We start from the raw sequence: 20,061 nt of genomic DNA, 5'->3' as shown, positions 1-20,061 counted from the left end.
CATCGGGCACAGTGGTGGAGTGAGTGTTCACGTAGCCACCCTGCACACCGACGAAGATCTCCATGCGGCGAGTGCGGTGTTCCGCGCGGCGATGGTCGGCCTGCCACCTTCCCCGCCCGACAGCGACCACCTGTCCGAACCCGGACGCACGCTCGGCGCCCGCATCGACGGGCAGTTGGTCGGCACCGCCGAGTCCTATACGAGCTGGCTGGTCGTGCCGGGCGGCACGCGGGTGCCGCACGCCGCCGTCACCCATGTCGGTGTCCTGCCGACCCATACGCGCCGCGGCGTGCTCACCAGCCTGCTGCGCACCCAGCTCCACGACATCGCCGACCGCGGTGAAGTCGTCGCCACCCTGCGCGCGTCGGAGGGTTCCATCTACGAACGCTTCGGGTACGGAGTGGCCAGTTCCTTCGCGACCTTCGACATCCGTCGCTCCCGTGCTCGCCTGCGTGACACCGTGCCCGGCTCCGGGCCGGTGCGGTTCGTCGAGCCTGGTCAGGCCTGGAAACTGTTCCCGCAGATCTACGCCACCGCCGACGTCTCCTGGACCGGTGCGATCGCCCGCCCCGAGTACTGGTGGACACGGCGCGAACTCGGCGCGACTCCGCCGCTGTACACCGTGACGCACGGCCCCGCCGGTGCCGAGGACGGTTTCGCCCGCTACCACCCCGTCGACACCGCGAGCTGGTTCACAAGTCCCGAACGGGTGATCGTGGTCGACGACCTGGTGGCGACCACCCCGCAGGCCTACATCGGGTTGATCCGGCACCTGCTCACCGTCGATCTGGTCGACAAGGTGACCATTGCCTTCGCCCCGGTCGATGCGCCGCTGCGGCAGCTGTTCGCCGACGAACGCGCGGTCCAGGTCGCTGCCGTGCGAGACGAGACCTGGTTGCGGCTGGTCGATGTGGCTGCGGCGCTGGCCCGTCGTACCTATCGGGAGGCGCCGCCGGTGATCATCGAGGTCGACGACGCGATCCTGTCCGCCAATACGGGCAGGTACCGGGTCGCAGCCGACGCGGTCACCCGCGTGGACGACGCACCCGACGTGAGCGTCGATGTCGCCACCCTCGGCGCGGTCTACCTCGGCGGGTCGACGTGGGCGCAACTGGCCCTCGCGGGCCGCGTCGTCGAGCACCGCCCCGGCTCCGTGGACGCCGCCGACGCCCTGTTCGCCACGCCCACACAGCCTTTCAGCGGCACCTTCTTCTGATTCACGGACGGAAGAGCTGCTCGCTGGGGCCGAGCGGACGCAGGGTTCGCGACACCTGGGCGACCAGTTGCCACGGTCGCTTCGCGTCGGTCGAGGCTTTGCCGCTGGTGAGGATTGCCCCGGACAGGCCGCGGATGGGGTCGGCCCAGCCGTACTGGGTCGTCAAACCGCTTCGCCCGAAATGGAATTCGGTGTCGGGGCCGAACTTCGATCGCCGCGCGCCCAGTTCGAAACCGGCGCGGCTCACCCGGCCCGCGGCACCGGGCATGCGGTCCGCCGGGCTGATCGCCGTGCGCACGGTGTCGGGTTCGAGGATCCTGATCCCGTCCAATTCGCCACCCCGCGCGAGGATTTCGTAGAATCGGGACAACTCCTCGGCGGTGGTCACCAGGTTGCCCGACGGCAGTTCGGCGGTGAGGAAGGCGTCGTTGGTCGCCTTGGACGCCTTGTCCATGCGCCCGCCGACCGCCTTGTTCGTCAGGAACAGCATCAGCCGCGAAGGCGGGGGACCAGTCTTGACGCTCGGCACCACCTTGTCGACGTCGGCCGGGTCGACCCCGAAGTTGTTCCAGCGGAAGCCCAGTGGCGTGAGGACCTGCTCGGCCAAGTGCTCGCGCATCCGCTTCCCGGTCGCCCGCTGCACGAGCAGCCGCTGGATGAGCCCGCTCGTCAGCGCGTGATAGACGCGGAAGCGCCCCGGTGGCCAACTGGGCCGCAGTGCGATGAGCGCCTCGACCGCGAGGTCTTCGTCGATCGCCAGCTGTGCCCCCTGGTAGGGCGGGGTGATGAACGGGATGCCCGCCGAATGCGACAGCACATCACCGATGGTGATTGCGCCCTTGCGATGCGAGGCGAATTCCGGGATGTAGTCGCACACAGGATCGTTCGCCGCGAACGCACCCTGCTCGATCAGGATCGACATCACCGTCGCGGCAACACCTTTCGCGGTGGAGAACCCGCAGAACGGTGTCTCCGGGGTGGCGAGGATCTTCTCCGCATCGGGCCCGTCGGTAGGTGCGTTGCCCCACCCGTGCCCGATGGTCCGGTTCAGCACGATCTTCCCGTTGCGGCGCAGACACACCTGAATGGCCGGCGTGGTGCCCATCGAATACCAGTCCCGCACCGAGGCCCACAACGCCTCGACATCGGCACGGGTGGACCCGGCGTCGGCCGGATCGTCCTCGTACCCGACGGTCGTCACCGAGTCCAGATCGTCGGCAATTGTCACCAGTGCGCCGGTAGGTGAGTTCATCGGGCCAGCCTACCGATGCTGGCTCCTGACCCGCCCCCATCGGCGAAGCACCGCTCACGTCAGCGGTCGCCTTTCGTTGAAGCACGCGGCCAAGGCTCTGAACCAGCGTGGCAGGTTCGATTCCTCGGCAGGACACGCAAAACATGGGCAACCGGAAAACGCCTGGTCATCACGGGTTCTTACACGATCTAGCGATCCCGGTTCGCCGGTGCCGATCCTATCGTGTTCCCGTCTCCGATGTGCCCACGGCGGGGCACAACGGAGACGGGAACACGCGCGAACTGGGCATCTGCTACGGGTGTACCGGCTCGCTTCCGGTACCGGATGCCGCCGCTGATACTGGCCGAGGACGAGTCGGCGGGCGACAGGCTCTATCGATGATTCTGAAGGAGCGGCGCACATCGCAGACCGCCTCTTGGCACGCGCCGAGCCATTGCACCGGGAGGGTGCCTAGACAGACGCCGCGTGGTGGGCGGGGCGGTGAGGCTACTTCTGTCGGAAGCAGTATGCGATGCCGGTGCGCTTGTCGATGAAGTTGTTGATCTTGGCAGGGATGTAGTCGATCTGTCCGGCGTAGTCGTCGGCGGCCAACGGTGGGTCACACGCGGCTACGTTGTTGACCCCTGACAGCGTGCGGTCCAGTCGGAACGAGGTGGGTTCGGTGCAGGTGGCGTCGTGGGAGTAGATGGTCATCATCGGCACATAGCAGCGGCCTACCGTTAGGTGCGGGCCTGCGCATCCGTGTGCGACGGTGAGGGAACCGTCCTTGAGGCCGGTGATGATGAGCCGAATCTCTTTGTCCTCGCATACAACATTCCTGCCCTCTTCGCCGGAGGCGATCTCGAGCACCTTGACCTGCTTGTTTACTTGTGGGTCGGCGCAGTCCATCACGTTGATCGGTCCGTGATGGACGAACTCATCGATCCTGGTGCAGTCGCCGACGGTCGGCAGTTGCGTCGTGGTCGTGTCGAGCTTCGGATCGGCCACGCCGACGGTGGGCTCGGCTTGCCCGGTCACGGTCCCACCACACGAGCTCACCCCCATGGCCAAGACGAGCGCGCCCAGCGTCAAGCCCCCGACCCGCGTGAGGTGAAGCGAACGTGATGCCCTACGCGGCTGTGTGAATCCCATGGCCTCTATCTTGCAGATACGGGCTTGTCCGACCCTCACGGCGGTTCGCTTGCGCCGTTCACACTGTGCCGCGCAACGCCCGTACTCCTACTGAACCGCCCCGGGTTTGGTGCTCACATCCCTTCTTGAGGAAGATGAGCAGACCATGCCAGCGAAGTACGACGAAGCGACCAAAGCCAAGGCTGTCCGGCTGGTCGTTGAGCACCGTGACGATTACGACAGCGAGTGGGCCGCGATCACAGCGGTCGCGTCTCGACTCGGGATGACCCCGGAGACGCTGAGGAAATGGATCCGCCAGGCGGCAGTCGATACCGGCGCCGCCGAGGGTGTCTCGACCGAGTCGGCGAAGGTGATCAGGGAGCAGAAACGCAAGATAGCCGAGTTGGAACAAACGATCGAAATCCTCGAAGCCGCAACAACTTTCTTCGCGCGGGAGAGCGACCCGCGACAGCGATAGTCTGCAAGTTCATCGCCGAGCATCGGGCTCGGTTCGGGGTCGCTCCGATCTGCCGTGTGCTGAGCGCGCACGGCGCCGAGATCGCCCCGAGAACGTTCTTTGCCTGGCAGAAGCGGGCGCCGTCGAAGCGGACGATGTGGGACACCGCGGTGACCGAGATCCTCGCCGGGATCTATGAACCCGACAAGCACGGTCGGCGGGCCGCCGAGTCGTTGTACGGGGCCGAGAAGATGTGGGCTCACCTGCAACGCCAGGGCATACCGGTAGCCCGGTGCACGGTCGAGCGGTTGATGCGCGTGAACGGGTGGAAAGGGGTCGTGCGGCGCAAGAAGGTCCGCACCACCGAACCCGCCCCGGCCGCCTATCGAGCGCCTGACCTGGTCGATCGGCAGTTCCGGGTGCCTGCACCGAACATGTTGTTCGTCGCGGACTTCACCTACGTCCGCTTGGTCACCGGCGTGTTCGTCTATACCGCGTTCGTCATCGATGCCTACGCCGGCACGATCGTGGGCTGGGAATGCGCGGCGAGCAAGCGCACCACGTTCGTGGAATCAGCGATCCGCGCTGCGGTCGCGCTTCGCGCCGGCCAAGGTCGTCCGGTGACCGACGCGATACATCATTCCGACGCGGGATCGCAATACACGGCGGTGAAACGCGTTGAGACACTAGCACTTTCAGGTTTGAGGCCATCGATTGGCTCCGTGGGCGATGCCTATGACAACGCCCTTGCCGAGACCACGATCGGGCTCTATAAGACTGAGGCAATCCGTGACGATTCCCCGTTCCGGCGTGGCCCGCTGCATCGGATTGCCGATGTCGAACTCCTCACCGCGGACTGGGTTTCCTGGTTCAACCAGTCCCGGTTGATGCACCGCCTCGCTCGCAAACCGCCGATCGAGTACGAAGCCGACTACTATGCCGACCTGACCCAGCAACCCGCCGGAGTCAGATAACCGGGTGCGCATCAACCCCGGGGCGGTTCAGCCTTCACCGTTCGGGCGATGCTGAGTGCCATGCGCGCACAGTACTTTGCGGCCTTGGGCCGTAGCGGTGAGGTGGTAGGTGAGGTTGCCCGCGCGGACGAGCTCTTCGCAGCTCGGACCCCCGACAGCGACCCACCGTGGATGTGCTTCTACGACACTGCCGAACATCTCGGAAGCACAGGGAAAGCACTTGCGCTCGCAGCCGAGGCGCTCGACTCGATCGACGTCGCCGCACCTAGGCTTCGCTACGCCATCGACATGCATGGCTCCGACTACCTGAGGTCGCGCACCTTCTCAGAGATCCGACTGGCTGCGTTGACGATGAAGCTCGGAGACCCGCGCGAGGCGGCGGCGCTCGGATGCGAAGCGGTAGAGCACAGTCGGACGCTGAGGTCGGCGCGAATCGCAACCGAACTTCGTGGGCTGGCGGCTGTGGCAAGTACTCACCGTCGCATCACTGACGTCGGCGAGTTGCGAGCGATGATCGCCGCCACAGCACCACGTAGGCGAGCGAAATGAACAGATCCGAAGCTGCCGAGCGGGGCGCGCGTGCCATTCTCGAGCAGGCGGCGGCTAGAAGCGGCGTCGATCCGACGCACGCGGAACTCGTACGAGCCGGGTCGAACAGCATCTTCGTGGTCGACGACCTCGTCGGTCGGGTCGGCAAGGTGGGGTCGGCGGACTCGGCTATGCGGGAGTTGCGTATCTCCCAGTGGTTGAACGCATCTGGCTTGCCCACGGTTCGAGTCGCTGACGTGGCGAATCCGATTTCGGTGGTGAACGATCGTCCGGTGACCTGGTGGGTGCGTATTCCGGACCATCGCGCGGCGAGCACGACTGAACTCGCAACCGTGCTTCGCCGACTGCACGCACTCGCGCCACCGACGACTTTTACACTGCCGGAGCACCAGCCACTCGCCGGCCTGCATGGAGTCATCACGTCTGCAGATGAGCTCGGGAAGAACGACCGTGCATGGCTTCTGGAACACCTCGACACTTTGTCCAGCAGGTATCTGGCTCTCGGCGAGCCGATGCAGCGCAGAGTGATTCATGGCGATGCCTGGCAGGGCAACGTCGTTGTTCCGCTCGACGGTGTCCCGATAGTTGTTGATTTGGACCGTGTTTCGTTGGGCCGCCCCGCATGGGACCTCATTCAGGTAGCTGCTGACCGCACCGACTTCGACCGCTTGTCAGAAGGCGACTACCGATCGTTCGTGGATGCGTATGGTGCTGACGTCACTACCGACCCGGCCTTCCGGCTGCTTGCCGACATTCAAGAGCTGCGGTGGGTTGTCTTCGCCCTGTCTCGGTCATCGAGCAGCGAGAACGCAGCCAACCAGGTGCGGCACCGTCTGGCGTGCCTGCGAGGCGAGGTCGCCAGGCCGTGGCATTGGGACGCGCTCTGAGGAGCCGATGCCCTGCCGGCAGCCGTAGCCGCCACGGGGACACCGCACAAGCGCGGCATTGGGATCAATCGTGGCCGTGTGGTGTGTGGTCGAGTGTCCAGGGGCACGGTCCGCGCCGAGCGTGGGCGCAGCGAAAGGTCAAGCTGGGGAATGAGCACGGCTGAACGATGGCCGACGCGCGCCTAGAGGTCGGGACGGTCGGAATCACTGCGCAGCACGCAGAACTCGTTGCCTTCGGGGTCGGCGAGGATCACCCAGCCCGAACCGTCGGGATTCCGGTGATCGGCGACGAAAGTGGCGCCGATGCCGAGCAGGCGGTCTACCTCCTGATCACGGGAGGTTTCGGGGCGCAGGCACAGATGGATTCTGTTTTCGATCGTCTTGGTCTCGGGTACCTGGTTGAAATGGAGTACCGGGCCCTCTGCGAGCAGGACTTGAGTCTCCTCGGCGCCCGGCCCGTCCTCCGGGTGTGTCGGGCTGCCGGTGACACTGCTCCAGAAGAGCGAAAGCGCATAGGCGTCCGCACAATCGATCGCGACGTGCTGCACCAGAGAGGCCATGGTGCAATCATTCCGAAACTTCACGCCCGACACCACGCAATTGCGGCACCCGGTGAGCCGGAGCCGTTCAGTGGTCGCCGATATGAAGGGTGCGGCCTCGGGAGACCGGGAGGCCACATCCAGTCCTAGACGATTTCCGAGGTTCCCGAGCAGAGCCGGAAGCGCCGGTGGTGTGGTTCGCCCAGTTCAGGGTGACCGTCGTCGTATAACCACCCCACAGGCTGCCTCCGGCGTGGATGGTGAAGTACGGAACGCCCGGGGCGCCGTACGGCTGCGCCCCGATGACCTGACCGCACCGGACATCACCATCGCGCAAGCGACTACTCTCGCCGCCGCATTCCGACCAATATGCTTTTGCGCCAGCATTTCTCGCCCTTCTTCAGGGGCGAACGGGTTGTCAGGCGACCGCATCGGCCGGGAGGGGGTCGGTGGCGGGTGTGCGGCCTGCGGCGGTGACCGCCCGGCGGGCGTAGGCGCGGACGTCGGCGTCGGGGTCGGTTACCGCGGATTCGAGGGCGTCGAGTGCGGTAGGGCTGTCCAACCAGGTGGATAGGGACAGGACCGCTGCCTTGCGGACGTCGAGATGGCGGTCGGACACGGCCGCACGTAGCGGTTCGACCGCCACCTCCGGGCTCGCACCCGCCAGGCCTTTCGCGGCGCCGACTCGAACCTGCCAGGCGGAATCGCGCAGTGCGGCGACGAGACCGGTGATGTCGTCGGTGCCGAGGGCGGCGTAGGCGGTGAGCGCGGCGGCGCGGACCAGCGGGTCAGGGTCGGCGACCAGGGTGCGGATCACCTCGTGACCGCCCGCCCCGATCGAGGCAAGCCCCTGGGCGACGGCGATGCGCACCTCCCGGTTGGCATCGCCTGCGATCGAGGCGACCGCGGCGTCGTCGTCGAGCGAGACCAGCGCACGCACCGCCTCGATCCGCACCCGATGATCCGTATCGCCCAGTGCGACACGGAATTCCGTGGCCGTCCCTGCTCGCAGTGCGCGCAGCAGATCGACTACGGTGGCACGCACCAGCGGGTCGGGGGAGCTGAGATGCCAGGCCAGTTCGCCGGGCCCGGGCAGGACCTCCACCAGTTCGCGCAGGCTTTCGGTGGCCGCACGGCGCACCGAGGCGGCCTCGTCACCGAGGGCACGCACCAGTTCGTCGGCGAATCCCTCGGGGGTGTTCTCGGTCAACACCGACAGCGCCGCTACCCGAACCACCGGATCGGCATCGTTCAAGTAGCTCGAAATATCCTCGACCGCAGGTGAATCCAGTGCGAGCAACGTGACCAGTCGTGGCGAGGACGGCGACACCGGCGCGGCAACCTCGCGCACCGGTGCCTCCCGCTGCGGTGCCCGGGTGCCGACCAGCTCCGGCTGGGCGATCACCTCGACGATCGGCTCGGCCGACGGCACATCGTCCAGGCCGGGCACCGGCACCAGATAGGGCGCCACCGACCGCTTGACGAACTCCATCTCGCCGTCGGCGGTCTTGCGCAGATTCAGGTGGAAATTCCACGACTCGTCGTCGCGGTCGGGTAGGTCGGCGCGATCGTGGTAGAGCCCCCACCGCGATTCGGTGCGCGTCAGCGAACTGCGCGAGGCCATCTCGGCGCAGTCGCGGATGAACTGGACCTCCACCGCGCGCATCAGCTCGTGCGGTGTGGTCGCGCCGATCCCGTCGACCTCGGCGCGCATCCGCTCGAAGGTCTCCACCGCGATAGACAGTTTCGCCGCCGTCTTCGGCGGCGCCACATAATCGTTCACGAACCGGCGCAGCTTGTACTCGACCTGGGTTTGGGGCGGACCCTCGGGCTGCCGCAGCGGACGGTAGATCAGCTCGTGTGCCTCGGCGAGCTGATCGGCGGGCAGCGAACCCGGCGCCTCGACCTCGGTCAGCGTCGACGCCGCGTGCGCACCCGCGAGGTCGCCGTAGACGAACGCGCCGATCATGTAGTTGTGCGGCACGCACGCCAGGTCACCGGCCGCGTACAGTCCGGGAACCGTGGTGCGCGCGTTCTCGTCCACCCACACGCCCGAGGCCGAATGCCCACTGCACAAACCGATTTCGGAGATGTGCATCTCGATGTCGTGGGTGCGGTAGTCGTGACCGCGGTTGGCGTGGAACGTTCCGCGAGTGGGGCGTTCGGTCGTGTGCAGGATCGATTCGAGGGTGGACAACGTCTCGTCGGGCAGATGCGACACCTTGAGATAGATGGGGCCGCGCGCGGATTCGATCTCCTGCTTCACCTCGGCCATCATCTGGCCCGACCAGTAGTCCGAATCCACGAACCGCTCACCCTCGGCATTGACCTGATAACCGCCGAACGGGTTGGCCACATACGCGCAGGCCGGGCCGTTGTAGTCCTTGATCAGCGGGTTGATCTGGAAGCACTCGATGCCCGAGAGCTCGGCGCCGGCGTGATAGGCCATCGAGTACCCGTCGCCGGCGTTGGTCGGATTCTCGTAGGTGCCGTAGAGGTAACCCGAGGCAGGCAGCCCGAGCCTGCCGCACGGACCCGTCGCCAGGATCACCGCCTTGGCCGCGACCTCGACGAATTCGCCGGTGCGCGTGTTCAATGCGGCCGCGCCGACCGCCCGCCCGTTCGCCGTGAGGACCCGCACCGGCATGAGCCGGTTCTCGATCCGGATCCGCTCGCGCATCGTGCGCTGACGCAGCACCCGGTACAGGGCCTTCTTCACGTCCTTGCCCTCGGGCATCGGCAGCACATACGAGCCAGAGCGGTGCACCCGGCGCACCGCGTACTCGCCGTACTCGTCCTTCTCGAACTTCACCCCGTAGCGTTCGAGACGCTGCACCATGGCGAAACCTCTTGTCGCCGTTTGGTACACGGTGCGCTGGTCGACGATGCCGTCGTTGGCGCGGGTGATCTCGGCGACGTAGTCCTCCGGTTCGGCCTTGCCGGGGATGACGGCGTTGTTCACGCCGTCCATCCCCATGGCCAGCGCACCGGAGTGGCGCACATGCGCCTTCTCGAGCAGCAGCACGTTCGCACCGGCCTCGGCGGCGGTGAGCGCGGCCATCGTGCCCGCCGTTCCGCCACCGATCACGAGCACATCGCAGTCGAGGCGGACGCGGTCGTCCAGATCGGGAATGTTCACAGCGACTCCAGGATTCGGGACCTCAGCGCGGTTCGGTCGACCGGTTCGCGCGGGTCGGGAACCTCGACGACCGCGCGCAGCGTGCCGGCGCCGAGCACGGCGATCCGGTCGCCGAGGCGTAGCGCTTCGTCGAGGTCGTGGGTGACGAAAACGATCGTGGTGGGGTGTGCGCGCCAGGTTTCCACGAGCAGGCGCTGCATCTCGGCGCGGGTCTGGCTGTCCAGCGCGCCGAAGGGCTCGTCCATGAGCACCGCGCGCGGCGAACCGGCCAGGCTGCGGGCGAGTTGCACACGTTGGCGCATCCCGCCCGACAGATCGCGAGGCAGATAGTCGGCGTATCCGGTGAGCCCGACTTCGCCGAGCCAACGCAGTGCCTGTTCCCGGCGCTCCGCTCGCGCGACACCGCGAAGACGCAGGGCCAGTTCGACATTGGCGCGAGCCGTGCGCCACGGCAGCAGCGCGTCGTCTTGGAAGACCAGCGCCCGATCCGCCGACGGCCGGGTGACGACATCACCGTCGGCCCGGATCGTCCCCCCGCTCGGCTCGCGCAGTCCGGCGATCGCACGCAACAGGGTGGACTTGCCGCAGCCGGACTTGCCGACCAGGACGAGGATCTCCCCGGCGCCGATCGACAGATCCAGTTCGCGGACAACGGTTCTGGTGCCGTAGCCGACGCGCACCGATTCCAGATCGAGGCGCATGCCGGTCGAGACGGCGGTGGCGATGGTCATGAGACGACCTCTCTCGGCAGCCAGCGAGTGGCCCGCCGACCGGCCAGTTCGACGATTCCGGAGGTGAGGAAGCCGAGCACGCCGATGGTGATCATGCCGACGAACACGGCCGGGTAGTCCACGATGGTGTAGGACTGCCAGGTGCGGTAGCCGATCCCGAGGCGACCGGAGATCATCTCCGCGGAGATGAGGCAGATCCAGGCCACCCCCATGCCCACCGACAACCCGCTGAACACCCCGGGCAGGATCCCGGGCACCACCACCCTGGTGAGTACTTCGCGCCGCGACGCACCGAGGGTGCGGACGGCGTCCTCCCAGATGGTCGGCAGCGCGCGCGTCGCGTGCCGGGTGCTCACCAGCACGGGGAACAGCGACGCGGTGAAGGTGATGAAAACGATGCCCGACTCGTCGCTGGGGAACAGCAGGATCGCCACCGGGACCAGCGCGATCGCCGGAATCGGCCGCACCAGTTCGGCCAGCGGACCGAACACATCGGCCAGCAACCGCGACCGGCCGAGGCCGATACCCGCCAGCACCCCGACGACCGCGGCCAGCCCGAACCCGGTGACGATCCGGATCAGCGACTGAGCCACGTCCAGGTAGTACTGTCCGCTGCCCAGGTGCTCCCCGAATTCGGCGACGATCTCGGTCACCGTGGGCAGGGTGTCGAACCGCAGCCCGAATCGCACATCGCCGGCAGTGAGCAGTTGCCACAGCCCGATCGCCGCCACCACCGAACTGACCCGAATCGACCGGGACACCCACCTGGACGACTCTGGGGCGCCGGATGCGTCCGTTCCGTTGAGGGACAGTGCGTCGGCGAGCGATGCATGCGAGCCGGAGACCTCGGAAGCGGTGGTATCTGTGTTCTTTTCGGCGACGGACGGTTGGCCGGTTCGGGTAGCAGTCGAGCCGGGAGCCGTTGTGTCGCCGGGTGTTCGGGAATCGGTGGGCGCTCGAGTGGGGGGCGCGTCGGGACCGAGTGCCGGCGGCTGGTCCGAGCGGGCGGTGGGGGTCATCCGCGAACCTCCGCGACGGCCTGGTCGTAGGTGACAGTGATGGCCGCCGGGTGGGTGCCCCGGTACCGGTCGACTGCGGCCTGGGTGGTGAACGGCAGGTATCGGGTGCCGTCACGCAACCAGATCGCCTTGTCCGCGAACCAGCGGGTGCCGAGTTCCGCATCGGGAACGTAGGCCGCGCGGACGGTCTTGCCCTGTGCCTCGGCGGCCTGCACCGCCCGCAGCAGGCAGTCGGGATTCGCGGCGGGCTGCGGTTTGTCGGCGCCCTCGACCCACACCTCACCGGCCAGGGCCGGATCGGTCACTGGCACAGCGCACACCGGGTCGGTGCCGGTGACCTTGCTGGGGTTGGTCGACTCGGCCAGGGTCGCGTCGTAATCGCGGCCGGTCTCGGCGAACGCCTGCCGCAGCGGCCCGTCCTCGACGAACGCATCGATATCGAGGTCGGCGAAGTCACCGATCGACTTCAGGTAGTTCACATCGCCTTTGAACGCATCGATCAGCTTCGTCTTGAGAGTGGTGTCGAAGCTCGTGCCGCCGGGCCCGTTGTAGAGGTACACGACCTCCTGCGGCAGCCCGGACCCCTTCGCGACGAGATCGGCCGCCTCGAAAGGCTTTTCGTTGAGGAAGGCGGTCGCGTCCAGCTGTGCGGCCAGGAATGCCTGCAGCACCTCGGGATGCTCGGCCGCATACGCCCGCCGGGCCACCACCCCGTGGAAGGTCGGCACATTCAGTTCGGCACCGTCGTAGAGCAGCTTGGCCTTGTTCTGCTGCACCAGCAGACCCGGCCAGGCCACGAACTGCGACAGCGCGCTCACCTGATGCGATTCCAGTGCCGTCGCCCCGACCTGGGGTTGCTGGTTGAGCACCTCCACACCCTTCGCCGGATCGATTCCCGCCCGGCTCAACGCCTGCACCAGAGTGCCGTGACCCGCCGAACCCACACTGGCCGAGATCTTCTGCCCGGCCAGGTCGGTCAGCGACCGCGCGGGTGAATCCTGCGGCACCACAACCATGTTCAGCGCACCCTTGGGGTTGTAGCCGGTGATCGACACCAGCTCGGTGCGGGAACGCTCGGCGGCCTGGGTGCGTGAACCGTTGATCAGCAACGGGTAGTCACCCATCGACCCGATATCGATCTTCTCCGCCACCATCTGGGCGGTGATCGGCGCACCGGTGTCGTAGTCCTGCCACTCCACCTGGTACTTCGCACCACCCGCATCGGTGATGCGCTGCAGGCGCTGTTCCAGGTAACCCTGCGCGCGCAGCAGCGTGCCCGCGGTGACGGTGTTGATGGTCTTGGACTGATAGCCGATGACGACCTTGACGGTGCCGGCCGGTGCGGCCGTCGAACTTTCGAGCGAGCACCCGGCCGCGGCGAGGGCGACGGCAAGGGCGACGGGCAGCAAGCGAGTGATCTTCATGCGTGGGGTTCCCGGGTTCAGCGGAGCAGGTAGGGCATGTTGACGGTGACGGCGCCGGTGGGGCAGCGCGCGGCGCAAGGGCCGCAGTACCAGCACTCGTCGACATGCATGTACGCCTTGCCCGAATCCTCGTGAATGGCAAGGGAATCGAGCGGGCACATGTCGACGCACAACGTGCAGCCGGTGATGCACAGGGATTCGTCGATCGTCACGGGGACGTCGGCGCGCTGGGGCACGAGGGCCATCTAACGGACCTTCCATTCGGGTGCGCTGCGCACGAGGCTGCCGCGCATGGTGATTCGATCGCCGCGCATGCGGATGTACTCGAGATCGACGGGTCTGCCGTCGTCGAGGCGGGTGAGCCGCTCGAGCATCAGCAGCGGCGCACCGGCCGGGGCGTCGAGGGTGACGGCGGTGTGCGGGTCGGCGGCCACCGCCTCGAGGGCGATCTCCGCGTCACCGAGCGAGCGGCCGGTGATCTGTTCGAGCAGGACGAACACGTCGGTGTTCGCGAGATCATGGGCCAGCACCTCGGCGCCGATGTCCGGGACGAGGTAGGTCAGGTCCAGGCTCAGCGGCAGGTCGGCGAGGAACCGCAACCGCTCGATGTAGACCACCTGCTCGCCCGGTGTGAGCCCGAGCCTGCGGGCCACGGCGGGCGGCGCGGTGACAGTGCCCGCCACGCGCACTTCGTTGCGCACTGTGCCGTGCTCGGCGAGGGTTTCCTGCAAACCGAGCAGTACGTCGAGTCCGTGGTCGAACTTGCGGGCCGCCACCCGGGTGCCCACCTTCGGGGCACGGTCGATGAGTCCCTCGTCGCGCAGCAGCGCCAGCGCCGCGCGGACGGCATTGCGGGAGGCTCCGTGTTCGGCGGCCAACTCCTGCTCGCCGGGCACCGTGCCGTCGAGCGCACCCGACAGGATCTGGTGGCGCACCACGTCGGCGACGCGACGAGCCCGATCGGCGCGCCGGTCGTGCCCCGGCTCTTTCGTGCCTGTTCTCTCGCTGACCTGCATGAACAGCGACGATAGTGGCGATTACGCCGGTGCCCGCGGCACGCGGAACGGCACGAAATCGTGCTGATCTGTTTCCGCCGGGTGGTGGGTCGCGCGACCTGCGCGAACCCGGCCCGCTACGGGTATTGCGCCACCCGGCGCCACGAGGACGGCTTTGGAATCAGGCCGATCGTAATGTCAGGGCTGGCCCGGCTTGAGCACGATGAACAGGCCGTTGGCCTCGGCGCAGAGACGGTCACCGTCGTGCATGGTCGCCTTCAGGTACACCTTGCGGCCGTCGCGCCGTTCGGCATGGGCGCGCACGGTGAGTTCACGGTTGAGCGGGGTGACCGACCGGTAGTCGACGGTGAGCGAGGCCGTGCGGGTCACCGCAGCGGTGGCCAGGGCGGCGGTCATGCCGAGGATGTCGTCGAAGGCGAGCGAGATGTGCCCGCCGTGCGCGGCCTGGTTGCCGCCCAGGTGGAAGGTGCGGAAGGTGACCTTCGCGGTCACACCGTCGCGGTCACCGCTGACCACCGTGTACGGCGGCAGGGTGATATTGCCGCGCGCGGGTAGATCGGTGCGCGTCCAGCTCGGCGAGGACCACTCGTCGACCACGGCCTCGTCCAGGCGGGCATTGAGCTGCTCGAGCGCGACGATCGTCTCCTTGGCCAGCTCGTCGGACGGGTTCGCCAGTCGCGCGCGGTCCATCAGCTCGCGCACCTGCTCGATGAACTCGCCGTAGTGCGGTCCGCCGATCAGGGTGTCGCTCTCGCTCGCGCGCGCTTCGATGAGCTCGGCCATCGGCCGGAAGCCGCCCTCGTGATGCGTCTGGTCGGGCCGCGAGTCGCCGACGTTCTTCTCGTCCATATGCAACACGTTATCGTTTCCGAGCTGGGCGTTCGCGCGGGGGACCGCCGCCGGTCGGTTAGGCTCGATGCCGATCATCATCGACGGCGAGAGGCTTGGCATGAGTATCGCGGCGGTTGTGTTCGACATGGACGGTGTGCTGATCGACTCCGAGCCCGTCTGGGAAAAGGTTCGCAAAGACTACGTCACCGTCAATGGTGGTCGCTGGCAACCGGATTCGCAGCAGCGCATGATGGGCATGTCCACCGTGGAGTGGTCGTCGTATCTGGCCGACGACCTCGGTGTCGCCCAGCCGGCCGACAAGGTCGCCGCCGACGTCATCGATCTGATGGCCGACGAGTACGCCCAGCGCCTGCCGCTGCTGCCCGGCGCCGTCGACGCCGTTCGCCGCTGCGCGGATTCCTGGAAGCTCGGGCTCGCCAGTTCTTCTCCTGCCCCCCTGATCGCGCTCGTTCTGGAGAAGGCGGGGCTGATGGAGAGTTTCGCGGTCGTGCTGTCCACCGAGGAGGTAGGTCGCGGCAAGCCCGCGCCCGATGTGTACCTCACGGTCGCGCAGCGGTTGGGAGTCGACCCGAAGAACTGTACGGCGGTGGAGGATTCGACCAACGGCCTGCGATCCGCGCACGCCGCGGGGATGCGGGTGATCGCGGTGCCGCGCCCGGAGTTCCCGGCCTCGGCCGAGGCGCTCGCCCAGGCCCAGGTGGTGCTCGACGGTCTCGATCAGCTCACCGCCGACGTGATCACCGGCTGATCAGAAACTGCCGGTCACACCGTCGATGCGTTCGCGCAGCAGGTCGGCGTGCCCGTTGTGGCGGGCGTACTCCTCGATCATGTGCAGATACACCCAGCGCAGCGTGTAGCCGTCGGAACGCCACGGCACCTGGAACACATGATCGAGGGAGAGGTCGGCGACGGCGGCGTCGCAGGCGGCGACTTCGGCGTGGAACAGGTCGAAGACCTCCGGTGCCGGACGCGAATCCAGGTCGTCGAAGTCGGCGTCGGGTTCGAGTTCGGACGCGTACACCGGGCCGATGTCCTCACCGGCGGCCGACACCCGGAACCAGCCGCGTTCGACCTCGGTGAGATGACGAACCAACCCGAGCAGCGACAGGTTCGACGGCGGAACCGAACGTTTCGCCAGCTGCGCGGCGTCGAGCCCGCCGCATTTGTTGAGCAACGTCTGACGATGGAAGTCCAACCAGGACTGCAACATCGGGCGTTCGTCGGCGCCGACCAGGGTGCGGGTCGGCACGAGTTCGGGCGCCTGCCAGGTCATGGGTGCGAGGCTAGTCGTCGTCGTCCGATCCCGCAGTCCGATTACCGCGACGATGCCGGTCACGGGTCGAGGGGCAGCGTCCGGCACACTGGCCGGATGGGTGCCGAGCATGTCGACCTGCCCGAGGTCGTGGTCCACGTCGGTGACGGTGCGGGTGCGCCCCGCGCCGTCGACCCCGCCCGCCCCGGCGCCGATGCCGTGAACCCGGCCTCCGACCACCCCTTCCTGCTGCTCACCCGGGGGCCGGACCACATCCAGGCCCGCTACCTGCCCGACGGCACCTACGAGATCGAGCACATCGCGGCCACCGACCACCGCCACCTGTTCACCACCGACGCGGTGCTGGTGCGCGATGTCGTCTGGTCCTGGATCCAGCGCGACACCTGGTGGTCCGACACCGTCGCCTGGACGACCGTCGACCCCGCGCTGGCCGAAATCGACGCCCTGCGCGCCGAACTCACCGACATGCTCGACGGCATGTCCCTGCTCGACAGCGTCACCGACGACCTCGACGCGGCTCTCGCCCGAGCCGACGAACTACTCACCGCCGAACCGGATTTCGACGACGGGTGACGGCGGAAAGGTCGCCGCGGTGACGAATCCGCGGCGACCCTCCCGTCAGTCCTCGTCGCCCTCGCACCAGTCGTCGAATGCCTCGAACTCGGCCTCGTACTGGGGTGGGACAGAGTCTTCGACCGCGTCCTCGATGGGATCCCACACCCGGTTGCAGTTCTCCGGGGCAGGTGGCCAGGACTCGATGTACTGGACCAGCGGGGTCTTCGGCGCTTCGGGTTCCTCGGCGTTCGCCACCGCGGCCGAGCTCAGGGCGAAGGCACCCGCGACGGCCGCGGCGGTGACGATCCGGTAACCAGCTCTCACAACATCCTCCTGTCTTCGGCGGCACTCCATGCCGGCTCGATTCTGCCTCCGCCTTACCCACGGGCCACTCGTCCAAGCACGCGGGCGCAGCCGTGTCGCGGCATAAGCCACGCTTATGTGCTCGTCGTGGATCGGGATCTACCCGGGGACGCGCGGCCCGGCGATGGTGGGGAGGTGAATCGCGTAGGAACTGTCGCGCCGGGCCTGGCACTGGCACTGCTGCTGGCCGCCGTCGCCACCCCGGTGGGTGAGGCGCTGCCGATGGCCGGAGCGCCGGTGGTGGCCCTGATCGCCGGCGCGCTGACCGGAATGTGGTTGCGGCGCCGGGGGAGTGCGAGGTTCGAGCCGGGCCTCGACGTGGCCAGGCAGCGGACGCTCGGGTGGGCCATCGTGCTGCTCGGTCTCGGTCTGCCGATGGGTTCGGTGCTCGGTGTGGGGCGCGAGACCGCTGTCGTGCTGGTCGGCACACTCGCCGCCGGTGCCGTCGCCGCGTTCGTCGTCGGGCGGATGCTCGCTGTGGACCGTGAGTCGGCGACTCTGATCGCCGCCGGGTCGACCATCTGCGGTGCCTCCGCCATCGCGGCCGCGACGGCGGTGCTCCGCCCCGATCGGCAACGGGTGGCATATGCGCTCGGTACCATCTTCGTCTTCAATGTCGTTGCGGTACTCGTCTATCCACCGCTGGGCCGGGCGATCGGGATGTCGCCGCAGGCGTTCGGCCTCTGGGCGGGCACCGCCATCAACGACACCTCCTCGGTGCTCGCCGCCGGGGTGGTGTTCGGGGCGGGCGCCGCGCAGTTCGCCGTCGTGGTGAAGCTGGTCCGCAGTCTGGCCATCGTCCCGCTCTGCCTCGGCCTGCATCTGGGGCGCCGACGGATGGCCGAGCGAACGGGCACATCCCCCGGCTCCCTGCGCGAAAGCTTCCCGCTGTTCGTCGTGATGTTCGTTGCGGCGTCCATCGTCGCCGCCACCGGCATCCTGCCCTCGGCTCTCACCGAGCCACTCGCGGTGACGAGCGGCTGGTTGATCACCGCCGTCCTGGCCGCCATCGGCACGTCCCTGAGCCTGGAGCGCCTGCGGTCCGCGGGTCCACGTCCGCTGCTCCTCGGCGGCGCCATCGGCGTGGTGCTCGGCACCTCGAGTCTGGCGCTGATGGCGCTCACCGGCTGGTGCTGAAACCCGAGGTCAGGTGCCTGTTCGGCGCCCGGCGGAGATCATCGTGGTTTGCTGGAGAGGTGCGCACACGAAGCCGGATCGCCGCCGCCGCCCTCGGCGCCATGCTGTGGGGCGAGTGGGTGAACTGGCGTGCGTCCCGAACCGAGACGCGCCCCGACACCGGCGGATCCGAAGCGGTGGTCGTGCTCGGATACCGCAATGCCGGTCGCAGCGCCAACGCCATGAACCGATGGCGAGTACGGGCGGGTCTGCGTTCCCGCGACCCAGGAGCGAGCGAATCGCGGCTGGTCCTGTGCGGCGGTGCCTGCGCGGGGCCCGACACCGAGGCATCGCTGCTGGCCCGCTACGCGCGCGAACGCGGGTACACCGGTGAGCTGGTGCTCGAGGAGAACAGCCGGTCCACCTGGGAGAACATCGCCTTCGCCCTCCCGTTCCTGAAGGACGTCGATCGGATCAAGATCGTCTCCCTGCCGACGCACGCCGCCGTCGCACGCCGCTACCTCGCCGAGCAGAGCCCCGAGCTCGCTACCCGCCTGGTACGCGGGCGCGACTACCGATTCGGGGAGTGGATGCCGCTCAAACCGGTGATCGCGCTCTACGGGGTCGCGAAGAACCTGCGCCGCACACCGGCGACCGGTGCGTGATGCTGCCACCGGGAACCCCCGACCTCGACGTCCTCGATCTGCTCGTGTCGGTCGCCGAGCTGGGTAGTCTCGGCGCCGCCGCGCGCCGGCACGGCATCACCCAGCCCGCCGCGAGCATGCGCATCAGCGCCCTCGAACGCCGAATGCGGGTCAAACTGCTCGACCGCGGGCCGACCGGATCCGAACTCACCGACGCGGGCCTCGCCGTCGTCGAACACGCGCGGCCGGTGCTCGCGGCCGTGCGCGACCTCGTCGACGACATCGACCGGCTGCGTGCCGCCCAGGCCACGCGCCTGCGGATCGCCGCATCGAAAACCATTGCCGATCATCGCATTCCGCATTGGCTGGCGGCCTTGCGCACCGACCATCCCGAAGTCGTCGTCGCCCTGGACGTGGAGAATTCCACCCAGGTCGCCGCCCTGGTCCGCGGCGGCGCCGCCGATGTGGGTTTCGTCGAGGGCCCACACCCGCCGGCCGGGCTCGGCAGCCGGGTGCTCGGCTCCGACGAACTGGTCGTCGTCGTGGCGCGGGACCACCCGTGGGCGCGCCGGAAGACCCCCGTGACGCTCGCCGAGCTCGCCCACACCGCCCTGCTCTGGCGTGAACCCGGCTCCGGCACCCGCGACACCGTCTGGGACCTGCTCAGCAGCGAGGGCGCACCGGCGGGCCCGGCCGCCGAACTCGGCTCGGCCGCGGCCATCGTCGCCGCCGCGCGAACCGGGATGGCCCCGGCGGTGCTGAGCCGCCTGATCGCCGCACCCGATCTGGCCACCGGCGCCCTGGTCGAGGTGTCCTCGACCGATGCCACCCGCCTCACCCGCAAGTTCCGGGCCATCTGGCGGCGTAGCAGCCCACCGACCGGCCCCGCCGAGCTCCTCGTCGAGCGCGCCGCCCGCCTCGAAGAGGCCCGCCGCTAGCGAATTC

The 20,061-nt window shown here is 68.0% G+C and carries 21 protein-coding genes; 9 read left to right on the top strand and 12 right to left on the bottom strand.

The features are described 5' to 3' along the window. Positions 1-19: 19 nt before the first annotated feature. A complete protein-coding gene (locus ACWEVR_RS21230; protein WP_452468372.1) occupies positions 20-1,216 on the top strand; it encodes a GNAT family N-acetyltransferase in 1,197 nt (398 codons plus the stop codon). Between the two features lies 1 nt (position 1,217). Here ACWEVR_RS21230 and ACWEVR_RS21225 read toward each other — a convergent pair whose 3' ends face one another. Further along, the gene (locus tag ACWEVR_RS21225; protein ID WP_452468371.1) at positions 1,218-2,468 is read right to left on the bottom strand and encodes a serine hydrolase; all 1,251 of its coding nucleotides are present in this window, start codon (positions 2,466-2,468) and stop codon (positions 1,218-1,220) included. 486 nt (positions 2,469-2,954) lie between these two features. Beyond that, positions 2,955-3,485: a hypothetical protein gene (locus tag ACWEVR_RS21220; RefSeq protein ID WP_452468370.1), complete on the bottom strand. Its 531-nt coding sequence runs from the start codon at positions 3,483-3,485 to the stop codon at positions 2,955-2,957. Between the two features lie 259 nt (positions 3,486-3,744). On the opposite strand from ACWEVR_RS21220, the gene ACWEVR_RS21215 reads away from it, so the two are divergent. The 3 genes from ACWEVR_RS21215 to ACWEVR_RS21205 all read left to right on the top strand — a co-directional run bounded on the left by ACWEVR_RS21215 (position 3,745) and on the right by ACWEVR_RS21205 (position 6,445). After that, a protein-coding gene (locus ACWEVR_RS21215; protein WP_452468369.1) for an IS3 family transposase occupies positions 3,745-5,009 on the top strand; the annotation gives its coding sequence in 2 pieces (ribosomal slippage) (positions 3,745-4,018 and positions 4,018-5,009; 1,266 coding nt in all). Positions 5,010-5,069: 60 nt separating this feature from the next. Beyond that, positions 5,070-5,558, top strand: a complete 489-nt coding sequence (locus ACWEVR_RS21210; protein WP_452468368.1) for a hypothetical protein — start codon at positions 5,070-5,072, stop codon at positions 5,556-5,558. After that, positions 5,555-6,445 carry a phosphotransferase enzyme family protein gene (locus ACWEVR_RS21205; RefSeq protein ID WP_452468367.1) on the top strand — a complete coding sequence of 297 codons (891 nt, stop codon included), beginning with the start codon at positions 5,555-5,557 and terminating at the stop codon, positions 6,443-6,445. Before ACWEVR_RS21210 ends, ACWEVR_RS21205 begins: the two co-directional genes overlap by 4 nt. Before the next feature lie 182 nt (positions 6,446-6,627). Here the strand turns inward: ACWEVR_RS21205 and ACWEVR_RS21200 are convergent, their stop codons facing one another. From ACWEVR_RS21200 to ACWEVR_RS21165, 8 genes are all read right to left on the bottom strand, one after another. Next, positions 6,628-7,038, bottom strand: a complete 411-nt coding sequence (locus ACWEVR_RS21200; RefSeq protein ID WP_452468366.1) for a VOC family protein — start codon at positions 7,036-7,038, stop codon at positions 6,628-6,630. A gap of 364 nt (positions 7,039-7,402) precedes the next feature. Further along, positions 7,403-10,123 (bottom strand): fumarate reductase/succinate dehydrogenase flavoprotein subunit, encoded by a 2,721-nt coding sequence (locus ACWEVR_RS21195; protein ID WP_452468365.1) that lies wholly within the window; start codon positions 10,121-10,123, stop codon positions 7,403-7,405. Continuing rightward, positions 10,120-10,854 (bottom strand): ABC transporter ATP-binding protein, encoded by a 735-nt coding sequence (locus ACWEVR_RS21190; protein ID WP_452468364.1) that lies wholly within the window; start codon positions 10,852-10,854, stop codon positions 10,120-10,122. The genes ACWEVR_RS21195 and ACWEVR_RS21190 overlap by 4 nt, the downstream gene beginning before the upstream one ends. Further along, a complete protein-coding gene (locus ACWEVR_RS21185) occupies positions 10,851-11,666 on the bottom strand; it encodes an ABC transporter permease (protein WP_452468527.1) in 816 nt (271 codons plus the stop codon). Before ACWEVR_RS21185 ends, ACWEVR_RS21190 begins: the two co-directional genes overlap by 4 nt. A gap of 203 nt (positions 11,667-11,869) precedes the next feature. Next, positions 11,870-13,297 (bottom strand): ABC transporter substrate-binding protein, encoded by a 1,428-nt coding sequence (locus ACWEVR_RS21180; RefSeq protein WP_452468363.1) that lies wholly within the window; start codon positions 13,295-13,297, stop codon positions 11,870-11,872. Between the two features lie 17 nt (positions 13,298-13,314). After that, positions 13,315-13,542 carry a 4Fe-4S dicluster domain-containing protein gene (locus ACWEVR_RS21175; protein WP_019046727.1) on the bottom strand — a complete coding sequence of 76 codons (228 nt, stop codon included), beginning with the start codon at positions 13,540-13,542 and terminating at the stop codon, positions 13,315-13,317. Continuing rightward, positions 13,543-14,313, bottom strand: a complete 771-nt coding sequence (locus ACWEVR_RS21170; protein ID WP_452468362.1) for a GntR family transcriptional regulator — start codon at positions 14,311-14,313, stop codon at positions 13,543-13,545. It abuts the gene before it with no gap. Positions 14,314-14,490: 177 nt separating this feature from the next. Then, positions 14,491-15,162 carry a PaaI family thioesterase gene (locus ACWEVR_RS21165; protein WP_452468361.1) on the bottom strand — a complete coding sequence of 224 codons (672 nt, stop codon included), beginning with the start codon at positions 15,160-15,162 and terminating at the stop codon, positions 14,491-14,493. Positions 15,163-15,229: 67 nt separating this feature from the next. Between ACWEVR_RS21165 and ACWEVR_RS21160 the strand changes: the two genes are divergently transcribed. Next, positions 15,230-15,913: an HAD family hydrolase gene (locus ACWEVR_RS21160; protein WP_452468360.1), complete on the top strand. Its 684-nt coding sequence runs from the start codon at positions 15,230-15,232 to the stop codon at positions 15,911-15,913. Here the strand turns inward: ACWEVR_RS21160 and ACWEVR_RS21155 are convergent, their stop codons facing one another. Continuing rightward, positions 15,914-16,438 carry a DinB family protein gene (locus ACWEVR_RS21155; RefSeq protein WP_067639007.1) on the bottom strand — a complete coding sequence of 175 codons (525 nt, stop codon included), beginning with the start codon at positions 16,436-16,438 and terminating at the stop codon, positions 15,914-15,916. A gap of 96 nt (positions 16,439-16,534) precedes the next feature. Between ACWEVR_RS21155 and ACWEVR_RS21150 the strand changes: the two genes are divergently transcribed. After that, positions 16,535-17,011 (top strand): hypothetical protein, encoded by a 477-nt coding sequence (locus ACWEVR_RS21150; RefSeq protein WP_452468359.1) that lies wholly within the window; start codon positions 16,535-16,537, stop codon positions 17,009-17,011. Between the two features lie 45 nt (positions 17,012-17,056). Here the strand turns inward: ACWEVR_RS21150 and ACWEVR_RS21145 are convergent, their stop codons facing one another. Then, a complete protein-coding gene (locus tag ACWEVR_RS21145) occupies positions 17,057-17,317 on the bottom strand; it encodes a hypothetical protein (RefSeq protein ID WP_357143516.1) in 261 nt (86 codons plus the stop codon). A gap of 174 nt (positions 17,318-17,491) precedes the next feature. Between ACWEVR_RS21145 and ACWEVR_RS21140 the strand changes: the two genes are divergently transcribed. Genes ACWEVR_RS21140 through ACWEVR_RS21130 form a run of 3 tightly spaced genes read left to right on the top strand, consistent with a single transcriptional unit; the run spans position 17,492 to position 20,054 of the window. Continuing rightward, positions 17,492-18,493, top strand: a complete 1,002-nt coding sequence (locus tag ACWEVR_RS21140; protein WP_452468358.1) for a YeiH family protein — start codon at positions 17,492-17,494, stop codon at positions 18,491-18,493. 59 nt (positions 18,494-18,552) lie between these two features. Further along, positions 18,553-19,137 carry a YdcF family protein gene (locus tag ACWEVR_RS21135; protein WP_067638999.1) on the top strand — a complete coding sequence of 195 codons (585 nt, stop codon included), beginning with the start codon at positions 18,553-18,555 and terminating at the stop codon, positions 19,135-19,137. Continuing rightward, on the top strand, positions 19,134-20,054 hold the full coding sequence (locus ACWEVR_RS21130; protein WP_452468357.1) for a LysR substrate-binding domain-containing protein: 921 nt from the start codon (positions 19,134-19,136) through the stop codon (positions 20,052-20,054). The genes ACWEVR_RS21135 and ACWEVR_RS21130 overlap by 4 nt, the downstream gene beginning before the upstream one ends. Positions 20,055-20,061 lie beyond the last annotated feature (7 nt).

This window comes from Nocardia sp. NPDC003979, from assembly GCF_053605015.1.
The sequence above is the reverse complement of the archived record's forward strand: the minus strand, read 5'-3'. Positions and strand labels throughout refer to the sequence as shown.